This window comes from Saccharothrix isguenensis, assembly GCF_052936305.1.
The window spans coordinates 1,769,485-1,790,030 of record NZ_CP193626.1; the positions used below are offsets into that span (position 1 = coordinate 1,769,485).

Annotated in this window: 11 protein-coding genes; 7 read left to right on the forward strand and 4 right to left on the reverse strand. The window is 67.8% G+C overall.

Annotated elements, in window-relative coordinates; translation table 11 throughout:
* The first annotated feature begins 101 nt into the window (after positions 1 to 101).
* The 3 genes from ACRAKI_RS08625 to ACRAKI_RS08635 are packed head-to-tail and all read left to right on the forward strand — an operon-like array spanning position 102 to position 12,242.
* Positions 102 to 5,309, forward strand: coding sequence for a DEAD/DEAH box helicase (locus ACRAKI_RS08625; protein ID WP_447006522.1), 5,208 nt, complete (start codon positions 102 to 104; stop codon positions 5,307 to 5,309).
* 13 nt (positions 5,310 to 5,322) lie between these two features.
* Positions 5,323 to 8,184: a helicase-related protein gene (locus tag ACRAKI_RS08630; protein ID WP_447006523.1), complete on the forward strand. Its 2,862-nt coding sequence runs from the start codon at positions 5,323 to 5,325 to the stop codon at positions 8,182 to 8,184.
* The gene (locus ACRAKI_RS08635) at positions 8,181 to 12,242 is read left to right on the forward strand and encodes an Eco57I restriction-modification methylase domain-containing protein (protein WP_447006524.1); all 4,062 of its coding nucleotides are present in this window, start codon (positions 8,181 to 8,183) and stop codon (positions 12,240 to 12,242) included. The genes ACRAKI_RS08630 and ACRAKI_RS08635 overlap by 4 nt, the downstream gene beginning before the upstream one ends.
* A 31-nt stretch (positions 12,243 to 12,273) precedes the next feature.
* Here ACRAKI_RS08635 and ACRAKI_RS08640 read toward each other — a convergent pair whose 3' ends face one another.
* Both ACRAKI_RS08640 and ACRAKI_RS08645 read right to left on the reverse strand, forming a co-directional pair.
* On the reverse strand, positions 12,274 to 12,447 hold the full coding sequence (locus tag ACRAKI_RS08640; RefSeq protein WP_447006525.1) for a DUF397 domain-containing protein: 174 nt from the start codon (positions 12,445 to 12,447) through the stop codon (positions 12,274 to 12,276).
* A gap of 12 nt (positions 12,448 to 12,459) precedes the next feature.
* Positions 12,460 to 13,461 (reverse strand): helix-turn-helix domain-containing protein, encoded by a 1,002-nt coding sequence (locus tag ACRAKI_RS08645; RefSeq protein WP_447006526.1) that lies wholly within the window; start codon positions 13,459 to 13,461, stop codon positions 12,460 to 12,462.
* Between ACRAKI_RS08645 and ACRAKI_RS08650 the strand changes: the two genes are divergently transcribed.
* Positions 13,460 to 13,738 (forward strand): hypothetical protein, encoded by a 279-nt coding sequence (locus tag ACRAKI_RS08650; RefSeq protein ID WP_447006527.1) that lies wholly within the window; start codon positions 13,460 to 13,462, stop codon positions 13,736 to 13,738. The two genes, ACRAKI_RS08645 and ACRAKI_RS08650, sit on opposite strands and share 2 nt — an antisense overlap.
* A 100-nt stretch (positions 13,739 to 13,838) precedes the next feature.
* Positions 13,839 to 14,288: a hypothetical protein gene (locus tag ACRAKI_RS08655; RefSeq protein ID WP_447006528.1), complete on the forward strand. Its 450-nt coding sequence runs from the start codon at positions 13,839 to 13,841 to the stop codon at positions 14,286 to 14,288.
* Between the two features lie 31 nt (positions 14,289 to 14,319).
* On the opposite strand, the gene ACRAKI_RS08660 is transcribed toward ACRAKI_RS08655, so the two are convergent.
* Both ACRAKI_RS08660 and ACRAKI_RS08665 read right to left on the reverse strand, forming a co-directional pair.
* Positions 14,320 to 15,348, reverse strand: coding sequence for a hypothetical protein (locus ACRAKI_RS08660; RefSeq protein WP_447006529.1), 1,029 nt, complete (start codon positions 15,346 to 15,348; stop codon positions 14,320 to 14,322).
* The gene (locus ACRAKI_RS08665) at positions 15,345 to 17,414 is read right to left on the reverse strand and encodes a GmrSD restriction endonuclease domain-containing protein (RefSeq protein WP_447006530.1); all 2,070 of its coding nucleotides are present in this window, start codon (positions 17,412 to 17,414) and stop codon (positions 15,345 to 15,347) included. The genes ACRAKI_RS08660 and ACRAKI_RS08665 overlap by 4 nt, the downstream gene beginning before the upstream one ends.
* 150 nt (positions 17,415 to 17,564) lie before the next feature.
* Between ACRAKI_RS08665 and ACRAKI_RS08670 the strand changes: the two genes are divergently transcribed.
* Together ACRAKI_RS08670 and ACRAKI_RS08675 are read left to right on the forward strand one after the other, a co-directional pair.
* Positions 17,565 to 19,349 (forward strand): AAA family ATPase, encoded by a 1,785-nt coding sequence (locus ACRAKI_RS08670; RefSeq protein WP_447006531.1) that lies wholly within the window; start codon positions 17,565 to 17,567, stop codon positions 19,347 to 19,349.
* A complete protein-coding gene (locus ACRAKI_RS08675) occupies positions 19,346 to 20,521 on the forward strand; it encodes an McrC family protein (protein WP_447006532.1) in 1,176 nt (391 codons plus the stop codon). The genes ACRAKI_RS08670 and ACRAKI_RS08675 overlap by 4 nt, the downstream gene beginning before the upstream one ends.
* Positions 20,522 to 20,546 lie beyond the last annotated feature (25 nt).

Sequence of the window (20,546 nt, forward strand, 5' to 3'; positions counted from 1 at the left end):
TCGGGAAGCGGCATGGTGGGACTCGTCAAGCGCGACGTCTTCCGGAGCAAGTCGTGACGGGACGAGTTCGATCGGTACGGTAGCGTCCGAGGTGGTGGCGAATGAACGACAAACCGGTGCGTGACATCTTCGACGTGCGAGCGCGACTGGTCGACGACTACCGCGGCTTCACGTCGGCCTTTGTCGGAATCCGGGACACCAGGGTTCGGGACTACGTCGACGTGGAACTCGCCCGCGGTCGGCAGTGGCCTGATCCGTGGGTCTCGCTGAACCCCAGTTTCGCATCGGGCGGTTCGATCGACACCTTGGTCCACGATGGTGTGTTGCACCCGGAATGCGAACGGATCTTTCGGGTCAAAGAGCACTCCGGAGATCCGGGACGTCGGCCGCTGACCCTGCACCGGCACCAGCGCGAAGCCGTCGAGGTGGCACGCCGAGGGCACAACTACGTGCTCACCACGGGTACCGGATCAGGGAAGAGCCTGTCCTACATCGTGCCGATCGTCGACCACGTGCTGCGTGGCGAACGCCGAAAGGGCATCAAGGCGATCGTCGTCTACCCGATGAACGCGCTGGCGAACAGCCAGCGGCACGAATTGGAGAAGTTCCTCGCCTTCGGCTACCCCGCCGATGCGCCTCCGGTGACCTTCGAGCGCTACACGGGGCAGGAGTCCGAACAGGAGAAGGAGCGGATCCTCAACAATCCGCCCGACATCCTGCTCACCAACTACGTCATGCTGGACTTGGTCCTGACCAGGCCTCGGGAGCGCGCCAAACTCATCCGTGCCGCTCAGGGCCTGAGTTTTCTGGTGCTCGACGAGTTGCACACCTATCGCGGTCGTCAAGGCGCCGACGTGGCGATGTTGGTCAGGCGCGTGCGCGACGCCTGCCAGGCGCCGGACCTGCACTGCGTGGGCACGTCGGCCACCATGTCGACCGAGGGCACGATCAACGAACGGCGCGCGGTGGTCGCAGAGGTGGCAGGCCGGCTGTTCGGGGCTCCGGTCATGCCGGAGCACGTGATCGGTGAGACGTTGGTCCGGGCCACCGCCGACATTCAGCCAGGTACCGAGGCGCTGACCACCGCCGTGGGCCACGACCACTCCGGCATGTCGTTCGAGGAACTGCGTCTCGACCCGCTCGCCGTGTGGGTGGAGTCGGCCTTCGGACTCACCACCGACCGCGGTACCGGCGCACTCGTGCGGCAGACCCCGGTCAAGGTCGAGGTGGCGGCCGAGGAGTTGGCGACGCGCACCGCACTGGACGCGACGATGTGCGCCGCCGCGATCCGGCGGGTGTTGCAGGCGGGCAGCAACGTCTGCGATCCCGAGACGGGACGGCCGCTGTTCGCGTTCCGCCTCCACCAGTTCCTGTCCAAGGGCGACAGCGTCCACGTCAGCCTGGAGCCGGAATCGGAGCGCCGCATCGTCGGCAAGTACCAGCTGGTCGCGCCGAACGAACCGGAGAAGGTGCTGCTGCCGTTGGCGTTCTGCCGCGAGTGCGGTCAGGACTACCTGGTCGTCGCGCGCACCACCCGCCACGGTGTCACCAGGTACGAGCCTCGCCAGGACCGCGACGCCAGCGGCGGCGATGCGGACAACGGCTACCTGTACGTCAGCGACGACCTCCCGTGGCGGTTGGACCTGGAGTTCGACAACCGCCTGCCGAACTCGTGGATGTCGGAGACCTCGGACGGCTATCCCGAGGTGGTGCCCAGCAGGCGCAAGTACGTTCCGAGAGAGGTGTGGGTCGGCGTCGACGGGCACGAGAACGAACCCGGTGAGGGTTTGCGTGCCGCCTACGTGCCCAGCCCGTTCCTGTTCTGCCTGCGCTGCCGCATCTCCTACGAACAAGTGCGTGGTCGGGACTTCGCGAAGCTGGCGACCCTGGACGTCGAGGGCCGCAGTTCCGCCGTCAGCGTGGTGGGCGCGAGCATCGTCCGCAGCCTGCGCGAGTTCCCGGAGGACGAGCTGCCGACCGACGCGCGCAAGCTGCTCACCTTCGTCGACAACCGGCAGGACGCGAGCCTCCAAGCCGGCCACTTCAACGACTTCGTGCAGGTCGCGCAGCTGCGCGGAGCGCTCTACCAGGCCGCTGTCGACGCGGGCCCGGAAGGCCTGACCTTCGACGAACTGGGTCGCCAGGTCGTGGCCGCGCTCAAGCTGGACTTCACCGACTTCGCCCAGGCCAAGGACGCGCTGTTCAGCCGGCAGGACACGGCGTGGCGGGCGTTGCGCGAGGTCGTCGCCCACCGTGTCTACCAGGACCTGGAGAGCGGCTGGCGGATCACCATGCCGAACCTGGAGCAGACGGGTCTGATCAGGGTCGACTACCAGGACTTGCGCGAGCTCGCCGGGCACGAGCCGTTCTGGCAGGACAAGTACCCCGTGTTGAGGGACGCGCCCGATGGTCTGCGGGAGGAGATCGGCCGGGCGCTGCTGAACGAGTTCCGCCGGGTGCTCGCCCTGGCGGTCGAGTCGTTCAGCCAGGACGGGTTCGAACGGCTGCGCAACCGCAGCGCGCAACTGCTGGAAGGCCCGTGGGCGCTGGGGGAGCGGGAGACCGAGCCGAAGGTCGGTTACGCGTTCGTCCGCTCCGGCCGCCCCGGCGGGCCGCGCCGCGAGCTGAACCTCACCGGGCGTTCGGCGTTCGGCCGCTACCTGATCAACCATCCCGAGCTGAGGGCGGTCAACGGCGGGCACAAGCTCGGGCGGGAAGACGCGGAGAAGATCATCGGCGACCTCCTCGCCGTGTTCGAGAAGCAAGGGCTCGTGACCATCGCGATCCCCGCCGACAAGGCCGGATCTCCGGGCTACCAGCTGATGACCTCGACGATCATCCTCCGGCCCGGTGACGGCACGGCGGGCGCGCTCGACCCCGTGCGGCGCTCCTACGACGCGGACACCGCACCGCGGACGAACGCGTTCTTCGTGCACCTCTACCGCGAACTGGCCGGTGCGCTGGCGGGTCTCGAAGCCAAGGAGCACACCGCCCAGGTCGACCCGGAGCAGCGGCAGGAGCGGGAAGCGGCGTTCCGCAAGGGCGACCTGCCGCTGATGTACTGCTCGCCGACGATGGAACTCGGCGTGGACATCGCGAGCCTCAACGCGGTCGGAATGCGCAACGTGCCGCCGACACCGGCGAACTACGCGCAGCGCAGCGGTCGCGCCGGTCGCTCCGGCCAGCCCGCCCTCGTGGTGACGTACTGCGCCACGGGCAACAGCCACGACCAGTACTACTTCGCCCGCCAGGAACGCATGGTCGCCGGAGCCGTCGAGCCGCCACGTCTGGACCTGGCCAACGAGGACCTGGTGCGTTCCCACGTGCAGGCCATCTGGCTCGCGGAGACCGGCCAGTCGCTGGGCGGCGCGATCAACAAGCTGCTGAGCGTGGAGGACCGGAAGCTTCCCGTGCTGCCGGAGGTCCAAGCCGTCATCTCCGAGCAGGGGGCTCAGCGCCGGGCCGTCCAGCGAGCTCACGCGGTGGTCGGTGACATGCCGAGGCTCGCCGACGTCTCCTGGTGGTACGAGGGGTGGATCGAGGAAGTGGTCGCCGCCGCCCCGCACCAGTTCGACCGGGCGCTCGACCGCTGGCGCGACATGTACCGCAACGCCCAGGCCGAGCGGGACAAGCAGCACCGGCTGGTCGGCGACCACTCGGCGACGCCGCAGGCCCGCGACCGGGCGGCCACGCGACGCCGAGTCGCGGAGAACCAGATCAAGCTGCTGTGCAACGAGGACTCGGACACCTTCCAGTCCGACTTCTACGCCTACCGCTACTTCGCCTCGGAAGGCTTCCTGCCCGGCTACTCCTTCCCCCGCCTGCCGCTGGCCGCCTACATCCCCGGCCACCGCCGGTGGCGTTCGGAGGGCAACTACATCCAGCGGCCCCGGTTCCTGGCGATCAACGAGTTCGGTCCCGGCGCGCTGATCTACCACGAGGGCGCCCGCTACCAGGTCACCCAGGTCCAACTTCCCGTGACGTCATCGGGTGAGATGTCGCTGGACACCGACGAGGCGCGCCGCTGCCCGTCGTGCGGATACCACCACCAGGCGCAGCCGGGCACCGACCGGTGCGACAGTTGCGACAGTCCGTTGGCGCCGATCCGGTCGAACCTGCTCCAGCTCCAGACGGTGTTCACCCGCCGCCGCGAGCGCATCTCCTCCGATGAGGAGGAGCGCCGGCGGGCCGGGTTCGAGAAGGAGACCTCCTACCGGTTCACCGACCACGGCGACCGCCCCGGCCACCTGGACGCCGAGTTCGTCGACGCCGACGGGAGGTCGTTGGCGCACCTCGCCTACGGCGACACCGCGACCATCCGGGTGACGAATCTCGGGCACTCGCGCCGCAAGAAGCGCGAGGACATCGGCTTCTGGCTCGACACCGTCACCGGCCGGTGGCTCGCCGCGAAGGACGCCCCGGACGCCGTGCCCGGTGACGACGAGCTGGTCGAGGCCGGCGAGGTCGAGCGGAAGATGAAGGTGATCCCGTTCGTCGAGGACCGCCGCAACATCCTGGTCTTCCGAGCGGCCCGCGCCCTCGACCACGAGACCGCGACGACCCTGCGCTACGCGCTCGAACGCGGTATAGAGGCAACTTTCCAGTTGGAGGACGCCGAGCTGGTCAGCGAGGCCCTGCCGGACGACCTGGACCGCGGCCGCACCCTGTTCATCGAGTCCGCCGAAGGTGGCGCGGGCGTGCTGCGCAGGCTCCAGACGGAACGCGGCGACCTCGCCCGGGTGGCGCGGGCGGCGCTGGAGATCATGCACTTCGACCCGGAGTCGGGTCAGGACGTGCAGCAGGCGCCGCCCGACGAGCGTTGCGAGCTGGCCTGCTACGACTGCCTGCTGTCCTACGGCAACCAGGGCGACCACCGGCTGATCAACCGGCACAAGGTGCGTGAGCTGCTGCTGGAGTTCGCGTCGGGTTCGACGGTGCCCGCCGGGTCCGGCGTGAGCCGCGACGAGCAGGCCGAGCAGCTCACCTATGCTTCCGACTCCGGGTTGGAGCGGGATTTCGTGGCCTGGCTGCGTGAGCACCAATATCGTTTGCCGGACGCGGCGCAGGTCGCCGTCGAGGCGGCGCGGGCACGGCCGGACTTCGTCTACCACCTCAAGGGCGGTGCGGTCGCGGTGTTCCTCGACGGCCCCAAACATGACGACACGTCTGTGGCCGAGCGTGACGAGGACGCCGAGGAGCGTCTGATGGACTGTGGCTGGGCGGTGGTGCGGGTCCGCTACGACGACGACTGGTCGAGCGTCGTGGCGCGCCACGCCTCGGTGTTCGGTGCCGGCAGTGGTGCACGATGAACAGGGAGAACGTGTGACGAGCTTCGCCGTCGGTTCACTGGTCCAGGCCCGTGGCCGCGAGTGGGTGGTCCTGCCCGACAGTTCGGCGGACTTCCTGGTGCTGCGCCCTCTCGGTGGCACGGAGGACGACGTCGCCGCCGTGCTGCCCGAACTGGAGGACGTGCGCTCGGCGAGCTTCCCCAAGCCGGACCCCGAAGACCTGGGCGACTTCAGCCGCGCCTCGCTGCTGCGGTCGGCGTTGCGCATCGGCTTCAACGCCAGCGCGGGCCCGTTCCGCTCGCTGGCGGGCCTCTCCGTCGATCCCCGTCCCTACCAGTACGTGCCGCTGCTGATGGCGATGCGGCAGGAGGTCGTGCGGCTGCTGATCTCCGACGACGTCGGCATCGGCAAGACCATCGAGGCCGGGCTGATCGCGACCGAGCTGCTGGCGCAAGGCGAGGCCCGGGGGCTCACCGTGCTGTGCAGCCCGGCACTGGCCGAGCAGTGGCGCGAGGAGCTGAGCGACAAGTTCGGGCTGCGCGCCGAACTCGTGCTGCCCAGCACCGCCACGCGCCTGGAGCGCACGCTCATCGGCAACGAGACGGTGTTCGAGCGCTACCCGTACACGGTGGTGTCCACCGACTTCATCAAGTCCACCCGTCGCCGGGACGAGTTCATCCGGTCCTGCCCGGACCTGGTGATCGTCGACGAGGCGCACACCTGCATCGGGACCGACGACCGGACGGGCACCGCCCGCATGCTCCGCTACGAACTGCTGCGCAAGCTGGCCGACGACCGGGAGCGGCACCTGGTGCTCGTGACCGCCACCCCGCACAGCGGCAAGGAGGAGGCGTTCCGCAACCTCCTCGGTTTGCTCGACCCGGAGTTGGCGACCGTGCACTTCGACGACGAGCGGGGACGGCGTCGGCTGGCCGAGCACTTCGTGCAGCGCCGACGCGCCGACATCCGCGACTACCTCGACGAGGAGACCCCGTTCCCGAAGGACCGGGAGAGCAAGGAAGTCGCCTACCGGCTGAGCCCGGCCTACCGGTCGCTGTTCACCAGCGTGCTGGAGTTCGTCCGCGAGCAGGTGCGCGACGAGGCCGGGGGAGCGGTGCGCCAGCGGGTGCGGTGGTGGTCGGCGCTGGCGCTGCTGCGCGCACTGGCGTCCTCGCCGCGCGCGGCGGCCAAGACGCTGCGCACCCGTGCCGCCGCCGGCGCCGCCGACAGCGCCGAGGAAGCCGACGAGCTGGGCCGCGCCACGGTGCTCGACCAGGCCGACGACGAGGCGATCGAGGCCGCGGACGTGACGCCCGGCGCGGACGCCGAGGCGGAGGACGACGACACCGCGACCCGCAGGCGGCTGCGTGACTTCGCCGCCCGCGCCACGAAGCTGGAGGGCAAGGACGACACCAAGCTCGCCCTGCTCACCAAGACCCTCAAGGGCCTGCTGGCCGACGGCTACGCGCCGATCGTGTTCTGCCGGTTCATCGACACCGCCGAGTACCTGGCCGAACAGCTCACCGGCAAGCTGGGACGCGGCACGTCCGTGGAGTCGGTCACCGGCACCCTGCCGCCGACCGAGCGCATCGGCCGGATCAGGGAGCTGACCGACAAGCCGGGCAAGCACGTCCTCATCGCCACCGACTGCCTGTCGGAAGGCGTCAACCTCCAGGAGCACTTCAACGCGGTCGTGCACTACGACCTCGCGTGGAACCCGACCCGGCACGAGCAGCGGGAAGGCCGGGTGGACCGGTTCGGGCAGAAGCCGGGCAGCGTCGTGCGCGCCATGACCGTCTACGGCGCGGACAACGGCATCGACGGCATCGTGCTGGACGTGCTGCTGCGCAAGCACGAGAAGATCCGCAAGGCCACCGGTGTGTCCGTGCCGGTGCCGGCGGAGACCGACAACCTCCTGCACGCGTTGATGGAGGGCTTGGAGCTGCGCGGCGACAACCAGGCCGACCAGCCGATGCTGGACCTGGGTCTGCTGCCGGAACGCGAAACCCTGCACCGCGACTGGGAGAGCGCCGCCGAGCGCGAGAAGCGGTCCCGCAGCCGGTTCGCGCAGAACACCATCGACCCGCAGGTGGTCGGCGAGCAGGTCCGCGCCGTGCGTGACGCCCTGGGCACTCGCGCGGAGATCGTCGAGTTCACCCGCGAAGCGCTCCGTGCGCTCGGCTCCACGGTCATCACCACCGAAGCGGAGGTCGCGCCCGCCGCCTTCACCGCCACGACGGCCGCGCTGCCGCCCGCGCTGCGGGAAGCCCTGCCCGTCCGGCGGGCCGAGCCCTTGCCCTTCCACCCCGATTTGCCGCTGCCCTCGCCCAAGCACGCCGTGCTCACCCGCACCGACCCGACCGTGCAGGCGGTGGCCCGGTTCGTGCTCGACATGGCGTTGGACACGACGAACGGCGAGGCACGCGCACGTCCCGCGCGCCGCTGCGGCGTCGCCCGCACGAAGGCCGTGGCCGTGCGCACGACACTGCTGCTCGTGCGGTACCGGTTCCACCTGGTGCTGCCCTCGCGCTCCGGTGACCGCCCCCTGGTCGCCGAGGACGCGCAGCTGCTGGCCTACCGGGGCAGCCCGGGCTCGCCGGAGTGGCTGACGAAGTCCGAAGTGGACGGTCTGCTGGTCGCGACCCCCGACGCCAACATTCCCGTGGACCAGGCCCGCACGTTCGCCGAGCGCGCCGTCAAACGCCTCGACGACGTGATCGGTGAACTCGACCGCAGGGGCGAGGAACTGGCCGAGGAACTGCGCGCCAGCCACCACGCCGTCCGCCGGGCGGCGGGCGCCCGTGTGCGCAACCTCAAGGTCACCGCCCAGAAGCCCGCCGACGTGCTGGGCGTGTACGTGTACTTGCCGATCGCCGATGGGGGCGCTTCCGCGTGAGCACCGAGACCTTCACCTCCATCCGTTCCATCGGCGGCCTGCTGCCCGCCGACCTGCTCAACCGGGTGTCGCTCGGCCTGGGCGGCCGCACCGAAGCCGTGAAAGACCTCGACGGCTTCACCACCGACGCCTACCACCTGGGCGGCGAACGCATCCGTGACGCGGCCAACCGCTCGTGGAGCTACCTGACGGGCCAGTGGTCCCGGTTCCAGGACGAGCTGGAACGCCGCCCCGACGACGTGTCGGCCGCCGTGACGCGCAAGCTGTGGACCGAGCTGCTGTTCGCCCAACTCGGCTACGGGAAGCTGGACGCCGCGCCGAGCGGCGGCCTGGTCGGCGACGGCAAGTCGTTCCCCATCAGCCACCGCTGGCACAGCGTGCCTATCCACCTGGTCGGCTGGAACACGCCCGTCGACAAGCGCACACCGGGCACCAAGGGCGCGGCCACCGCCGCGCCGACGTCCATGGCGCAGGAGCTGGTCAACCGCTCTGACGAGTACCTGTGGGCGATCGTCAGCAACGGCCGGGCGGTGAGGCTGCTGCGCGACTCCACGTCGCTGGTGCGCGCGTCCTACGTCGAGTTCGACCTCGAAGCGATGTTCGGCGGCGACCTCTACAACGAGTTCGTGCTGCTGTTCGCGCTGCTGCACCAGTCGCGGTTCGAGGTGCTGTCCGAGGACGGCGGCCCGGCCGACTGCTGGCTGGAGCGGTGGCGCACCCAGTCCATCGAGCGCGGCCAGCGGGCGCTGGACCAGCTCAAGGACGGGGTGGTCGAGGCCATCAACATCCTCGGCACCGGCTTCATCCGGCACCCGGAGAACGTCGAGCTGCGCGAGCAGTTGCGGTCGGGCGCGCTGCGCGCCGAGGATTACCAGCGCTCGCTGCTACGCGCGGTCTACCGGCTGCTGTTCCTGTTCGTCGCCGAGGATCGCGGAGCCCTCCTCGACCCGGACGCCTCCGAGGACGCCAAGGCGCGTTACAACGAGTACTTCTCGTCGGCACGGCTGCGGACGGCGGCCATGCGGCGGCTGGGGACGCGGCACGGTGACCGGTGGAAGGCGCTGCAACTGGTCCTGCACGCGCTCGGCGGTCCAGAGGTCAACGAGAATGGCGACTTTGCCGACGAGGCGTCGGCGAACGGTCTGCCCGGCCTCGCGCTGCCCGGCCTGGGCGGCATCTTCCAGCGCGGACCGCTGGACCGGCCGCTGCGGGACGCGACGCTGGCCAACCAGGACCTGCTGGCGGCCGTGCGCAGCCTGTGCGTGCTCAAGGGCGGCACCGGGCCCCGGCGGACCGTGGACTACCGCAACCTCGACGCCGAGGAACTGGGCAGCGTCTACGAGACGCTGCTCGCCTACCTGCCGCGCCACGACCCGGACGAGCGCACGTTCCGGTTGGAGGTGCTGGGTGGCAACGAACGCAAGACCACCGGCTCCTACTACACGCCGTCCTCGCTCGTGGAGTGCCTGCTGGACTCGGCGCTGGAGCCCGTTCTCGACGATGCCGTGGAGGGCAAAGCGACTCGGGAGGAGCAGGAAGCGGCGCTCTTGGCGCTGACGGTGTGCGACCCGGCCTGTGGGTCGGGGCACTTCCTCGTCGCCGCTGCCCGGCGTATTGCCAAGCGCCTCGCGGTCGTGCGGACGGAGGAGATCGAGCCGTCCGCCGATGACGTGCGGCACGCGGTGCATGACGTCATCGCCAGATGCATCTACGGCGTGGACCTCAACGACTGGGCCGTGGAACTGGCGAAGGTCAGTCTGTGGATGGAATCGCTGGAGCCCGGTAAGCCGCTGAGCTTCCTCGACGCCCACATCAAGGTCGGCAACTCACTGCTCGGCGTCACGCCCAAGCTGCTCGCCGATGGCCTGCCGGACAGCGCGTTCAAGCCGCTGGAAGGTGACGACAAGGTGGCCGTCGCAGGGCTCAAGAAGCTCAACGCGACCGAGTACAAGAACAACACCCTGGATCTGTTCGGTGGCGCGGCGATCGACACCGGCAACCAGAAGTTGGCGAAGCAGGTCGCCGAAATCGCCGGACAGGTGCCCCGCGCGCTTGCGGACGTCCACGCGCAGGCCATGCGGTATCGGGGCTACTCGCAGTCGGCAGACTTCCAGCATCGCAAGGAAGTCGCGGATGCCTGGTGCGCGGCGTTCGTCGCGCCGAAGAACCTTGTGCCCGGCGCGGAGAACGCGACGGCGAGGGCTGATCAAGCAGCCATCGCCGGACCGTGGCCGCTGACCTACCAGACCATCATGAACCTGGACGCCGAGCCGGACCGCGTCGACCCGGGTACGCGCGAGTTGGTGCGGAAGCTGACCGAGGACTACCGGTTCTTCCACTGGCACCTGGAGTTTCCCGAGGTCTTCCACGTCGGCGATGACGCCGACGCCGACGAGAAGACCGGCTGGTCCGGCGGGTTTTCTTGCGTGCTGGGCAACCCGCCGTGGGAGAATATCGAACTGAAAGAGCAAGAATTCTTTGCCTCTCGTGCTCCACGAATCGCAAATGCGGCAGGGGATAAACGAAAGAAGCTTATCGAAAATCTCTCAGAATTTGACCCGCAACTCGACAGGATCTATCGGTCGGCGAAGCGGGAAGTGGATGGGTTTCGCCATCTTGCTTCGTCTTCTGGTCGGTATCCCTTGTGTGGTCGCGGGCGGGTCAAGTTGGACCCTCTATTTGCGGAGTGTGCACGGAGTGTCGTGGCCGATCATGGGCGATTTGGCATGGTGTTGCCGACTGGTATTGCCACGGATGCGAACACGCAGTACTTCTTCCGTGCCATGGTTGACGCATCTTCGCTGATCTCATTCTACGACTTCGAGAACGAAGCCTTCCTTTTGAGTCGAGATGTGCACCATAGCTTTCACTTCAGTCTCTTGACCGCAGGTGGCCGGCAGGTGCGCGTCAACGAAGCGCGATTCGCATTTTTTATTCGCTACATGCGTGACCTGGAATCCGGCAGTTTCTCCATGTCGCCATCGGAAATCCTGTTGCTTAACCCTAACACTGGCACGTGTCCGGTGTTTAGAACTCGCCGAGACGCGGAGATTACCCTTCGGGTTTATCGAACGGTTCCGATCATGGTGCGATCAGGTGTGCCTGAGGGTAACGCGTGGGGAATTTCGTTTATGCAAGGACTTTTCAATATGACGTCCGACTCAGCGCTCTTTGTTGGTGCGGGCGATGAGCATAGGTACGCGATGCAGTTGCCGCTGTATGAGGCTAAGATGTTGCACCACTTCGACCACCGCCTCGGGACGTATCTCGGCCAAACCGAAGCGCAGGCGAACATGGGAACGCTTCCTCGGGTGACTGTCCAACAGCATCAAGATCCTCTGTACTGTGTCGAGCCTCGATATTGGGTCGATGCCAGGGAGGTTCAGAAGAGGAATCGTGCCGATCGCGGCTGGTTGATCGGGTTTCGCGATATCTGTCGGACTACAGATGAGCGTACCGTGATCGGTGGTGTGCTGCCACTGGTCGGCGTCGGGCATGTCATGCCGCTCATATTCTCGGCACGAGGATTCGAAGTCCTTCCGGCGACGTTGTCTGCGTTCGTCTTTGACTACATTGCACGCCAGAAAATCGGTGGCACGCATCTGACCTACAGTTATCTCATGCAGTTGCCCGTAATCTCTCCGGCAGTGGCTGAAGCGCCAGCAGCCTGGGATCGGGCGCAGTCTGCCGAACAGTGGATCCGATCGAGAGTGCTGGAACTGAGCTACACATCGTGGGCGCTCACCGAGTATGCATTTGACTTGGGCGATGAAGGTTCTCCCTTTGTGTGGGATGGCGGTCGACGGGTGTTTATGAGGGCGGAGTTGGACGCTGCCTTCTTCCATCTCTACGGTGTGAGTCGTGATGATGTCGACCATATTATGGAGACATTCCCGATCGTGAAACGTAAGGATGAGGCTACGTTCGGTGAGTACCGCACTAAGCGGTTGGTCCTTGACGTCTACGACCGAATGCAGAAGGCGATCGACACTGGCGAGGCTTATCAAACGATCCTTGATCCGTCGCCTGGGCAGGGCCCTCGCCACCAGGCGCACTAAGCGGGGCGGTCGCAGCGGACCGCCCCGCTGGTTAGCTGGCCCTCAGGTGCTTCGTGAAGGAGCGGAAGCTGTCGACACTGAACCTGAGTTGACCCGCCTCCTGGTTCTTCGAGTCGCGCAGTAGCGCCAGGTTTGGTCCGAGCGCCACCTCTACGCAGTCGGCATCTCCGCTGTAACTGCTCTTGCGGAACCGAGGCGTAGTCATACCTGCCCCACCTCACTCTCCGTCGTGGTCCTCCGCGATGGATGCCATGAGCCGCAAGGACTCCTGCTCGTCCAGCGCTACGTCCCTGAGCTTCTCCACTGCCAGCCTATAGTTCGCGACACGGATGGGATCATCCAGGAAGAGCCCGGTGGCGCGGTCTTCGACGAAGACGATGTCGGAGTCCTTTGCGAACTCCAACAAGACGAACTGTCCGGCGAGGCCCGGGTGTCCGACGACGCTGTTCGGCACGATGCGGGTCGCGACATTGGGTCGCTGGCTCAACTCCACCAAGTGTCGAACCTGACGCGCCATGATCTGCGGCCCGCCCAGCGACAGACGTAGTGCGTACTCGGCGATGATCAGATTGAGCTGCGGGGCCTTCGGTCGCCCCAAGATCGCCTGGCGGGCCATCCTGCGGGCCACGCGGGCCTCGATGTTGGGTTCCTCTTGATCGAGCATGAGCGCACTGATCGCCGCATAGGCGTACTCGGCGGTCTGGGCGAGTCCTGGCACGAGCATGAGTTGGAAGCTCGTGATGTTCACCGCCCGGGTCTCGAAGTTCAGATAGGTGCGACTCTGGACGGTCGGGCTGCTGCCCTCGACCAGGCCAAGGCCACTGCCTCCTCGCGCTTGGTCCAACAGGCGGTCGCGTTCAGCACCGGTCACGCCGACGACGGTGAGGATCGAGGCTACTTCCTCGACCTTGGGTTGCCGCTTGCCGTTCTCCAGCCTGCTGAGCGTGGCTGCCGAGACACCGATCCCCTTGCTGACTTGGTCCAGATTCAGCTTCGCGGTCCGGCGCAACCGCTCCAACTCGAATCCGATTCCCCTGGTAGTCACGCTCGGCTTCTGCCTGACCAAGTTCTCACCTCTTACGTAGTCTGCAAGAAAGTCGACCACAAGATCGTTGGTTGTGCTTCTGAACAGCAGAAACTCACCCAGAAGAGCGAATGAAAGACGTGGCATGAGCCTCTGAAGGCTGCAATCCTCGACCGGGTCGAGGGGAGTGGTCATGGAAGGCCCATCAGAGGTCAAGCAGGTCGATCGCGCGTTGCGGCAGCATCTGGCCGCGCTGATGATCGGTGTGCTCTACGGCGATGACGAAGACTCACTGTGCATGGCGCGTACGGAGACCCACCGGCTGGTCGACGCGGTCACGCTGTGCCTGGGCACGCACCCGCTCGACAAGAACGGTATGTGCAAAGCGTGCGGGGTGGCGGGTTGCGTGCTGCGCGAGGACTTGCGCCAAGCGCTGCGGCCCATCCTCACCATGCCCGTGGCCGGTGGCTGAGCCGGACCTGTTTCGGCTGGCCGCCAGGGGCGGCGTGGGCGGCGCTTCTCCGAGTGCTCTCCGCGCCCGCGCCGCCCCACCCTCACGGGAGGTGCGAGAAGTGCTCGTTCACACGCAACGGCAGGTGCTCGTCGACCGGACGATTACCAACCTGCTCGGTTTCTCCTGCCTCGCCTCACCCGCGCAGCGTCGCGCGGTGCTGGCGTGGCTGGGCATGGCGAACCCGGCCGTGGCCCAGTGGGCTCGGTGCACGCGGATGTTCCCGGTGCTGTTCAGCGCGGGCGTGCTCGGTCAGCTCGGCGCGTTGCTGGCGATCGGCGCGCGTGCCGAGCCGGTCATCCCGCACACGCTGCTGCTCATAGGCATGGTGCTGCTCGCGCTGGGCGGAATCCAGTGCTGGCAGGCCGCTCGACAAGCGCTGGACGTGGCGGTCGGGGCGTGCCTGGTGCCCGAGCCGCCGATGAAGACGGTCACGGCCGAACGCGACGGCCCTGACAGCGGTGCGCGGGCTCAAGCCGTCGCGAGCGGTGTCGGGCGGTCCACCGACTGACTGTGTGGTGGACCGCCGGACGGCGAACGGCTCAGACTCCTCGCCACACCGGGATCATGTGCTCGCGGCGCGCGTCGGGAGCCGCCTCCCGCTTGAACGAGCCGCCTTCGGCGAGGAACACGCAGTCGATCCCCAACCGGTGCAGGTAATCGAGCCCGTCGCGCTCGGGTCTGGCCGGGAACAGCCCGGACAGGCGGGTGACCGGCCGGACGCTGTGCACCGCGTAGTCCAGCAACTGGGCCACGGCCTCGCGCACCTTGCCGTGCGTGGCCAGGCTCTTCGCCTCGATGATCTCGACCTCGTCACCGTTCTCCCGGTAGAGGTCGGCGCGCAGGTCGCTGTCGGTGCGGAACGCGACCAACTCCTCCGGTTCGCAGAACCGTTGGTAGAGCTCGACGAGGCCGGTCTCGACCCGGTCGGTGACCGTGGTGGACGCCGGGGTGGTGCGCTTGATCGTCTTCTTATGAGCCTTCTCGACCGGCGTGATCCACGAGCGGCGCACCTCGTCGAGGTTTTGCTCGATCGCCTCTTCGAGCTGTCTCTCCAGCATGGTCGGGACGACGCCGAACTCGCGCAGCACGTTCGGCACGTCCTGCTCCCGCAGGAACCGCTGACCGGGAATGTCGTAGTTGGGCTTGTACCCGCACAGCGTCACGAGGTCGCGCTTCGGGCGTTCGACCATGCGCACGTTCAGCACGCTGTAGGCGTGGTCGAAGTTCTCCTTGTCGCCCTCCTTCCACCACAGCTTGTCGGCGAAGTCCCGGTTGACGAAGAGGTAGCCGACCTCGCCGATCGCCTTGACCTTCTTGTCGCCCACGAAGAAGACGACATCGCCGCGCTTCAGCTCGGACATCATCTTGGCGTGCTTCGGCTCCGCACCCCAGAAGTGCGCGACGCCCGACGGGTGCAGGGCGAGCAGGCGCTCGCGCTGTTCGTCAGTCAACAGCGGGCCCCGCTCAGCGTCGGCGAAGGGAACCCAGCCGTCGATCGTGTCGTGGAAGTGCGCCCTGGTACGGGGCTTGCCGTAGGAGGGGGCGACGAGGACGTTCGGCGTCCTCACTCGGCCTCCACCTCGATCTCCGGCACGTCGACGTCGAGATCCGCGAGAGTGGCCAGCTCGATGGCCGTCAGGCGCTGCTCGGCCGACGCACGTCCCTTGGCATCGAACCTGACTCCCTCGGCCTTCAGTACCTCCCGGGGGTCGTCGGTACGACTGGGGTCGGGCCAGCGGAAGTCCGGCGAAATCTCGCCGCTGAGCTTGAGTACTCGGTGAGCGTTGGGGGTCACCACGTTGGCGAGCCGTGACCCCACGGGGACCTGATGGCTGCCGATCACCTCGGCCACGTCGGAGTAGCTGGTCCACCGCCCGGCTGGGATGCAGGCGAGGATCTGGGTCATCCGCCTCCACGGCAGCTCCACCGGCGTGCTGTCCGCCGCGTCCGTGGGGCCGGGCCAGATGCGCAACGCCCGTTCGGCGAGCGCCCGGCCGCGATCCCTGATCTCGGTCGCGCCCCACCTCGACGCCCCCGCGATCTCGCGGTTCATGGCCAGGCCGCTGTCGGCGAGGATCTTCTTCTTGGCGGCGAAGCCGTCGTTGGCGAGCTTCGCGTTGTAGGCCGTCAGGCTGAGGTTGCCCAACGTGTGCACGAGCTTGGAGTGCAGCTCCTCGGGAGTCTCGTCACCGGTCAGCTCCTCCGTCAGCATGTCCCGCCACTCCTGGGTGGGCGACTGCGGGAGCACGTGCTCGATGGTGAGTCTCGTGCCCGCGAAGTCGATCGGCTCACCGTGGCGGTAGTCCTCCTCCAGGCACCGCAGCACGAACGTGCGCTGCGGGCCGCGGCCGATCCAGTAGAAGTTGTTCACCAGCACGGCTTCGCGCACGTGCTGGTCGGTCGGGAACTTCTTGCGCGGGCCCGACAGGATGCGGGTGATCTCCTCGGCCGTCGGCACGGCGTCGCCCAGCTCCTTGACCAACGTCATGAGGATGCGGTTGGTGCCGGTGGTGGCGATGCCGACGATCATCCGGCGCACCAGGAAGCTCTCCACCACGCGCAGCGCGCGTGCGGCCTCGTGGGCGTCGAGGCTGCCGGTCTGGTGGGCCGTCATCACCCGCAAGGCGATCGGGTGCACGACCTGCGCCGCCCAGCGCTTGAGCCGGTCCAACGCCCGCCGGAGGACCGGGTTCGGCTCGTTCTCCGGGTCGAGAACCCGGCGGAACAACCGTGCCTTGTGGTGCAGCTCGACGATCCAGGACTCGATTTCCGCCTCGCTCGACAGCTTGCTCAGGAGGTGCTGCTGGGACTGGTAGATCGCGTCCTGGGTGGCGCGGTCGTCGCCGCGCAGCACCAGGTCCAGCCACACCAGCTCTTCGAGCTGCTGCTTGTTCGGCAAGCTCTCCTGCAACGGCAGCCACTGGTGGGTGTAGACGTGCTCGGCACGGGTGGGCAGGCGCATGAACAGGTAGTTGCGCAGCAGGTCGGCCTGGGTGAGCGGCTGGCCGGTGTGGTTGAGCGACTCGAAGATGCGGTGCACGTTGTCGTCCGGGTGCGCCGCGATCTCCACGATGCTGAGCTGTCCGGCGATCGCCTGTTCGATGCGCGCGATGTCATGCGGGTCGTCCGGGTCGTCGACGGCCGCCAGCTCCTTGCGGAAGAAGCGGTAGGCGTCGCCGATCCGGTCGGATCCCCCGGCGTCGGGCGCCTGCTCCAGCAGCTTGATCCACGACGGCCGGTCGGCCTGCGTCGGCAGCAGCGTGTACCGCTCCTGGCCGTTGGCGTAGCGGTTGAACAGGTAGAGGTCGTCGATCTTCTCCGCCAGTCGGGCGTCCTGGGCTCGCACGTGGTCGCGGATCGCGCACAGCAGGATCGACAGGGTCGTCAGCCGCTGCTGGCCGTCGACCACCAACCACACCTGCACGCCCGCCGGCGTGTTGCCCGGGCTCGGGGCGAGGACGACCGAGCCGAGGAAGTGCGACGCGGCGCCTCCGCTGTCCGCTACCCCGGTGAGGTCCTGCCAGAGCTGGTCGAGGTCCTTCCGCTCCCAGCTGTAGGTGCGTTGGTAGAGCGGGACGACGTACTGGCGCTCTCCTTGCAGCAGGCTGCGGAGAGTGGTCTCGCTGGCCTTCACCGAACTCCTCAGGCAATCGGACGCGGCGTACCGTCATCGAATGGGCGATCTTGTCCGCGCATGATGCGATATCGGTGATGATGTAGCGGTTGTTATCGAATCCGTTCACCTGATCGGTCGAGACACATGCGGGTGACGTTTCGTGACATCGTGAGCTTGGGAGGGATGGCCATGGACGAGAGCACGGTTCGACGCCCACTGCTGGTCAAGGCGTTGCTGGAGGTCCTGGACGAGGCGGGCGGTCCGATCCGTGCCGGTGACGCCCTGGCGCGGGTCGCCGGGCGGGTGGCGCTCAACCAGGTCGAGGTCAGCCGCAACAGGACCGGTCACCAGCGGTATGCCACCGCTCTCCAATTCGCGACGACGGGGATGAAAAAAGCCGGCTGGCTGGTCAAGCAGGACGGCACGTGGCGTCTCACGGAGTCCGGTCGGGCGGAGCTACGCAAAGCGAATGAAGCTCGGGATTTGGCGCAGGCGCTGAATTCGGCCTACTCCACGGCAGCTGAGGACGTCGATCCGCAACGCGCGCCGCGCGCCTGGCTCCTGCGGGGGACCGTCAAGGGGCACAACCTCGTGCCCGGCTGGCTGGAGGAGGGCTTCTGCTCGCTCGCCGCGACCCGGCTCGGTCCGCTGGGGTCCGGGGTGGAGCAGGAGGAGGTTCGGCAGGCGGTCGACCGCGACTACGGTTACCTGTCCTACAGCGCGAAGAGTGTCCAGGTCTTCGAGCTGCACGCGTTCCTCAGCCTCATGGCACCGGGCGACCTGGTCCTGACCCCGTGGGAAGGCGACATCCACCTCGGTGTGATCGTCGGCGACGCTGACCAGGTCGACAGCCCGGAAGGTCTGTCCAACCTGCGGCGCGACGTGGAGTGGCGCACCCTCGACGAGCCGGTCGATTACGCCGATCTGCCGGAACGGGTGGCCGCCCGCTTGTCGGACCAGAACACGCTGGTCGACCTCACCGCGGAACTCGACGACCTCCTGCCGTTCCTGCCCGTGCCCTCCGACGGGGGACCGGTCGAGCAGACCCAGCCGGAGCCGGTCAAGCCGCCTGCCGAGGTCACGCTCAAGGACGTCACGGCCGAACTCGCCGACGAACTGCTGCTGTCCCGCGACTTCCTGCAAGAGACCGTCGAACTGCTGCGCGAGCGCAGGCAGATCATCCTCTACGGCCCGCCCGGCACCGGGAAGACGCACCTCGCGCAGCAACTCGCGTGGCACCTCACCGACCGCAGCAAGGTGCGGCTCGTCCAGCTCCACCCCGCCTACTCCTACGAGGACTTCTTCGAGGGCTTCCGACCCGCCGCCTCGACCGAGGGGAGCGGCGTGGCGTTCCGGCTGGTGCCCGGCCCGTTGCGCAGGCTGGTCGACGCCGCGCAGCAGAACCCGGAGATGCCCTATGTGCTGATCATCGACGAGATCAACCGGGCCAACCTCGCCAAGGTGTTCGGCGAGCTGTACTTCCTGCTGGAGTACCGCAACCACACCGTCAGCCTCACCTACTCCGAGGACGGCGCCAGTGACTTCTCCATGCCGAAGAACGTGTTCATCATCGGCACGATGAACACCGCAGACCGGTCCATCGCATTGGTCGACGCCGCCATGCGCAGGCGGTTCGCGTTCCTGGAACTGCACCCCACCGAGCCGCCGGTGGCAGGCATGCTCCGGCGGTGGCTCGAACGGCACGAGCTTGACACCGCCCCGGCCGTGCTGCTCGACGAGCTCAACTCGCGCATCGAGGACCGTGACTTCCGCATCGGACCGACCTACCTGATGCGGCCTGCGGTCCACCAGGCGGGCGGCCTGGAGCGGGTGTGGAGGACGTCGATCCTGCCGTTGCTCGTCGAGCACCACTACGGGGAGAGCGTCGACGTCGCGGAGACCTACGGTCTGCCCGCGCTGCGGTCGGCGGTTGGCCCGAGCGGTGGACAGTGACGCCCATCGTCCTGCACGAGGGCGGTTCCAGCGTGGAAGTGGCGTTGTCAGCCGTGGTCGCGTCGGCGCTCGCGGCCGCCGACATCGTCACCGCTGAACCACGCTCGTCCGGGAGGTGGCGGCTGCGTGCCAAGGACGTCGTCGGCGTGGCGAACGTCGGCGGCGTCCAGCTGGTCATCAAGCCCAAGATCCCGATCGCCCGGCTGTTGTTCCTGCTCGGCTACGCCCGCAACCCGCACCACTGGCTCGACGCCGATGTCGACATGGGGGTCGAGGACGACCTGGTGCCCGCCATGGCCCACGCGTTCGAGCGGCAGGCGGAGCACGCCGTGCGGCGCGGCCTCCTCCAGGGATACCGGACCGTGGAGGACAGCCTGCCCGTTCTCCGGGGGAGACTCGACGTCTCCCGGCAAACCGGACGCAGATTCGGGTTGGCGCTGCCGCTGGAGGCGCGATTCGACGACTACTCCGTCGACATCCCGGAGAACCGGTTGCTGCTGGCGGCGGCACGCCGGCTGCTCACCCTGCCGGACGTGCCGGCACCGGTCCGTCAACGGTTGCGGGCGCTGACCGCACGTCTGGCGGACGTCTCACCGCTCGTGCGCGGGACCGTGCTTCCCCGGTGGCAGCCGACGCGGCTCAACCAGTGCTACCAGAACGCCCTCCACCTGGCGGAGATCGTGCTCGGCGGGAACTCGGTCGAGATCGGCGGAGCGGGCGTGCGGATCTCGGGGTTCCTGCTGCGCATGTGGCGGGTGTTCGAAGGCTTCGCCACCGTGGCCCTCGCCGAGTCGCTGCGAGGACACGGCGGTCGGATGTCGCTCCAGGATCGCCGACACCTCGACCGCGCCAACGAGGTGCCGATCAGACCCGACCTGGTGTGGTCGCACGGCAGCCGCCCGACCGCTGTTCTCGACGCGAAGTACAAGACCCACGGTGGCCGGAGCGGGTCGAACGCGGACCTCTACCAGATGCTCGCCTACTGCACAGTGCTCGGCGTGCGCCGCGGCCACCTGCTGTACGCGGACGGCGAGCGACCGCGCAGCCATTCGGTGCGCAACGCGGACGTGGACATCGTCCAGCACGTCATGGACCTCGACCAGCCACCACACGCGCTGCTGGGGCAGATCGAAGTCGTGGCCGCGGAACTCCGCCAGGACGCGGCGACCTGACGTGGCGGCCTGACGCGTTCCGCGA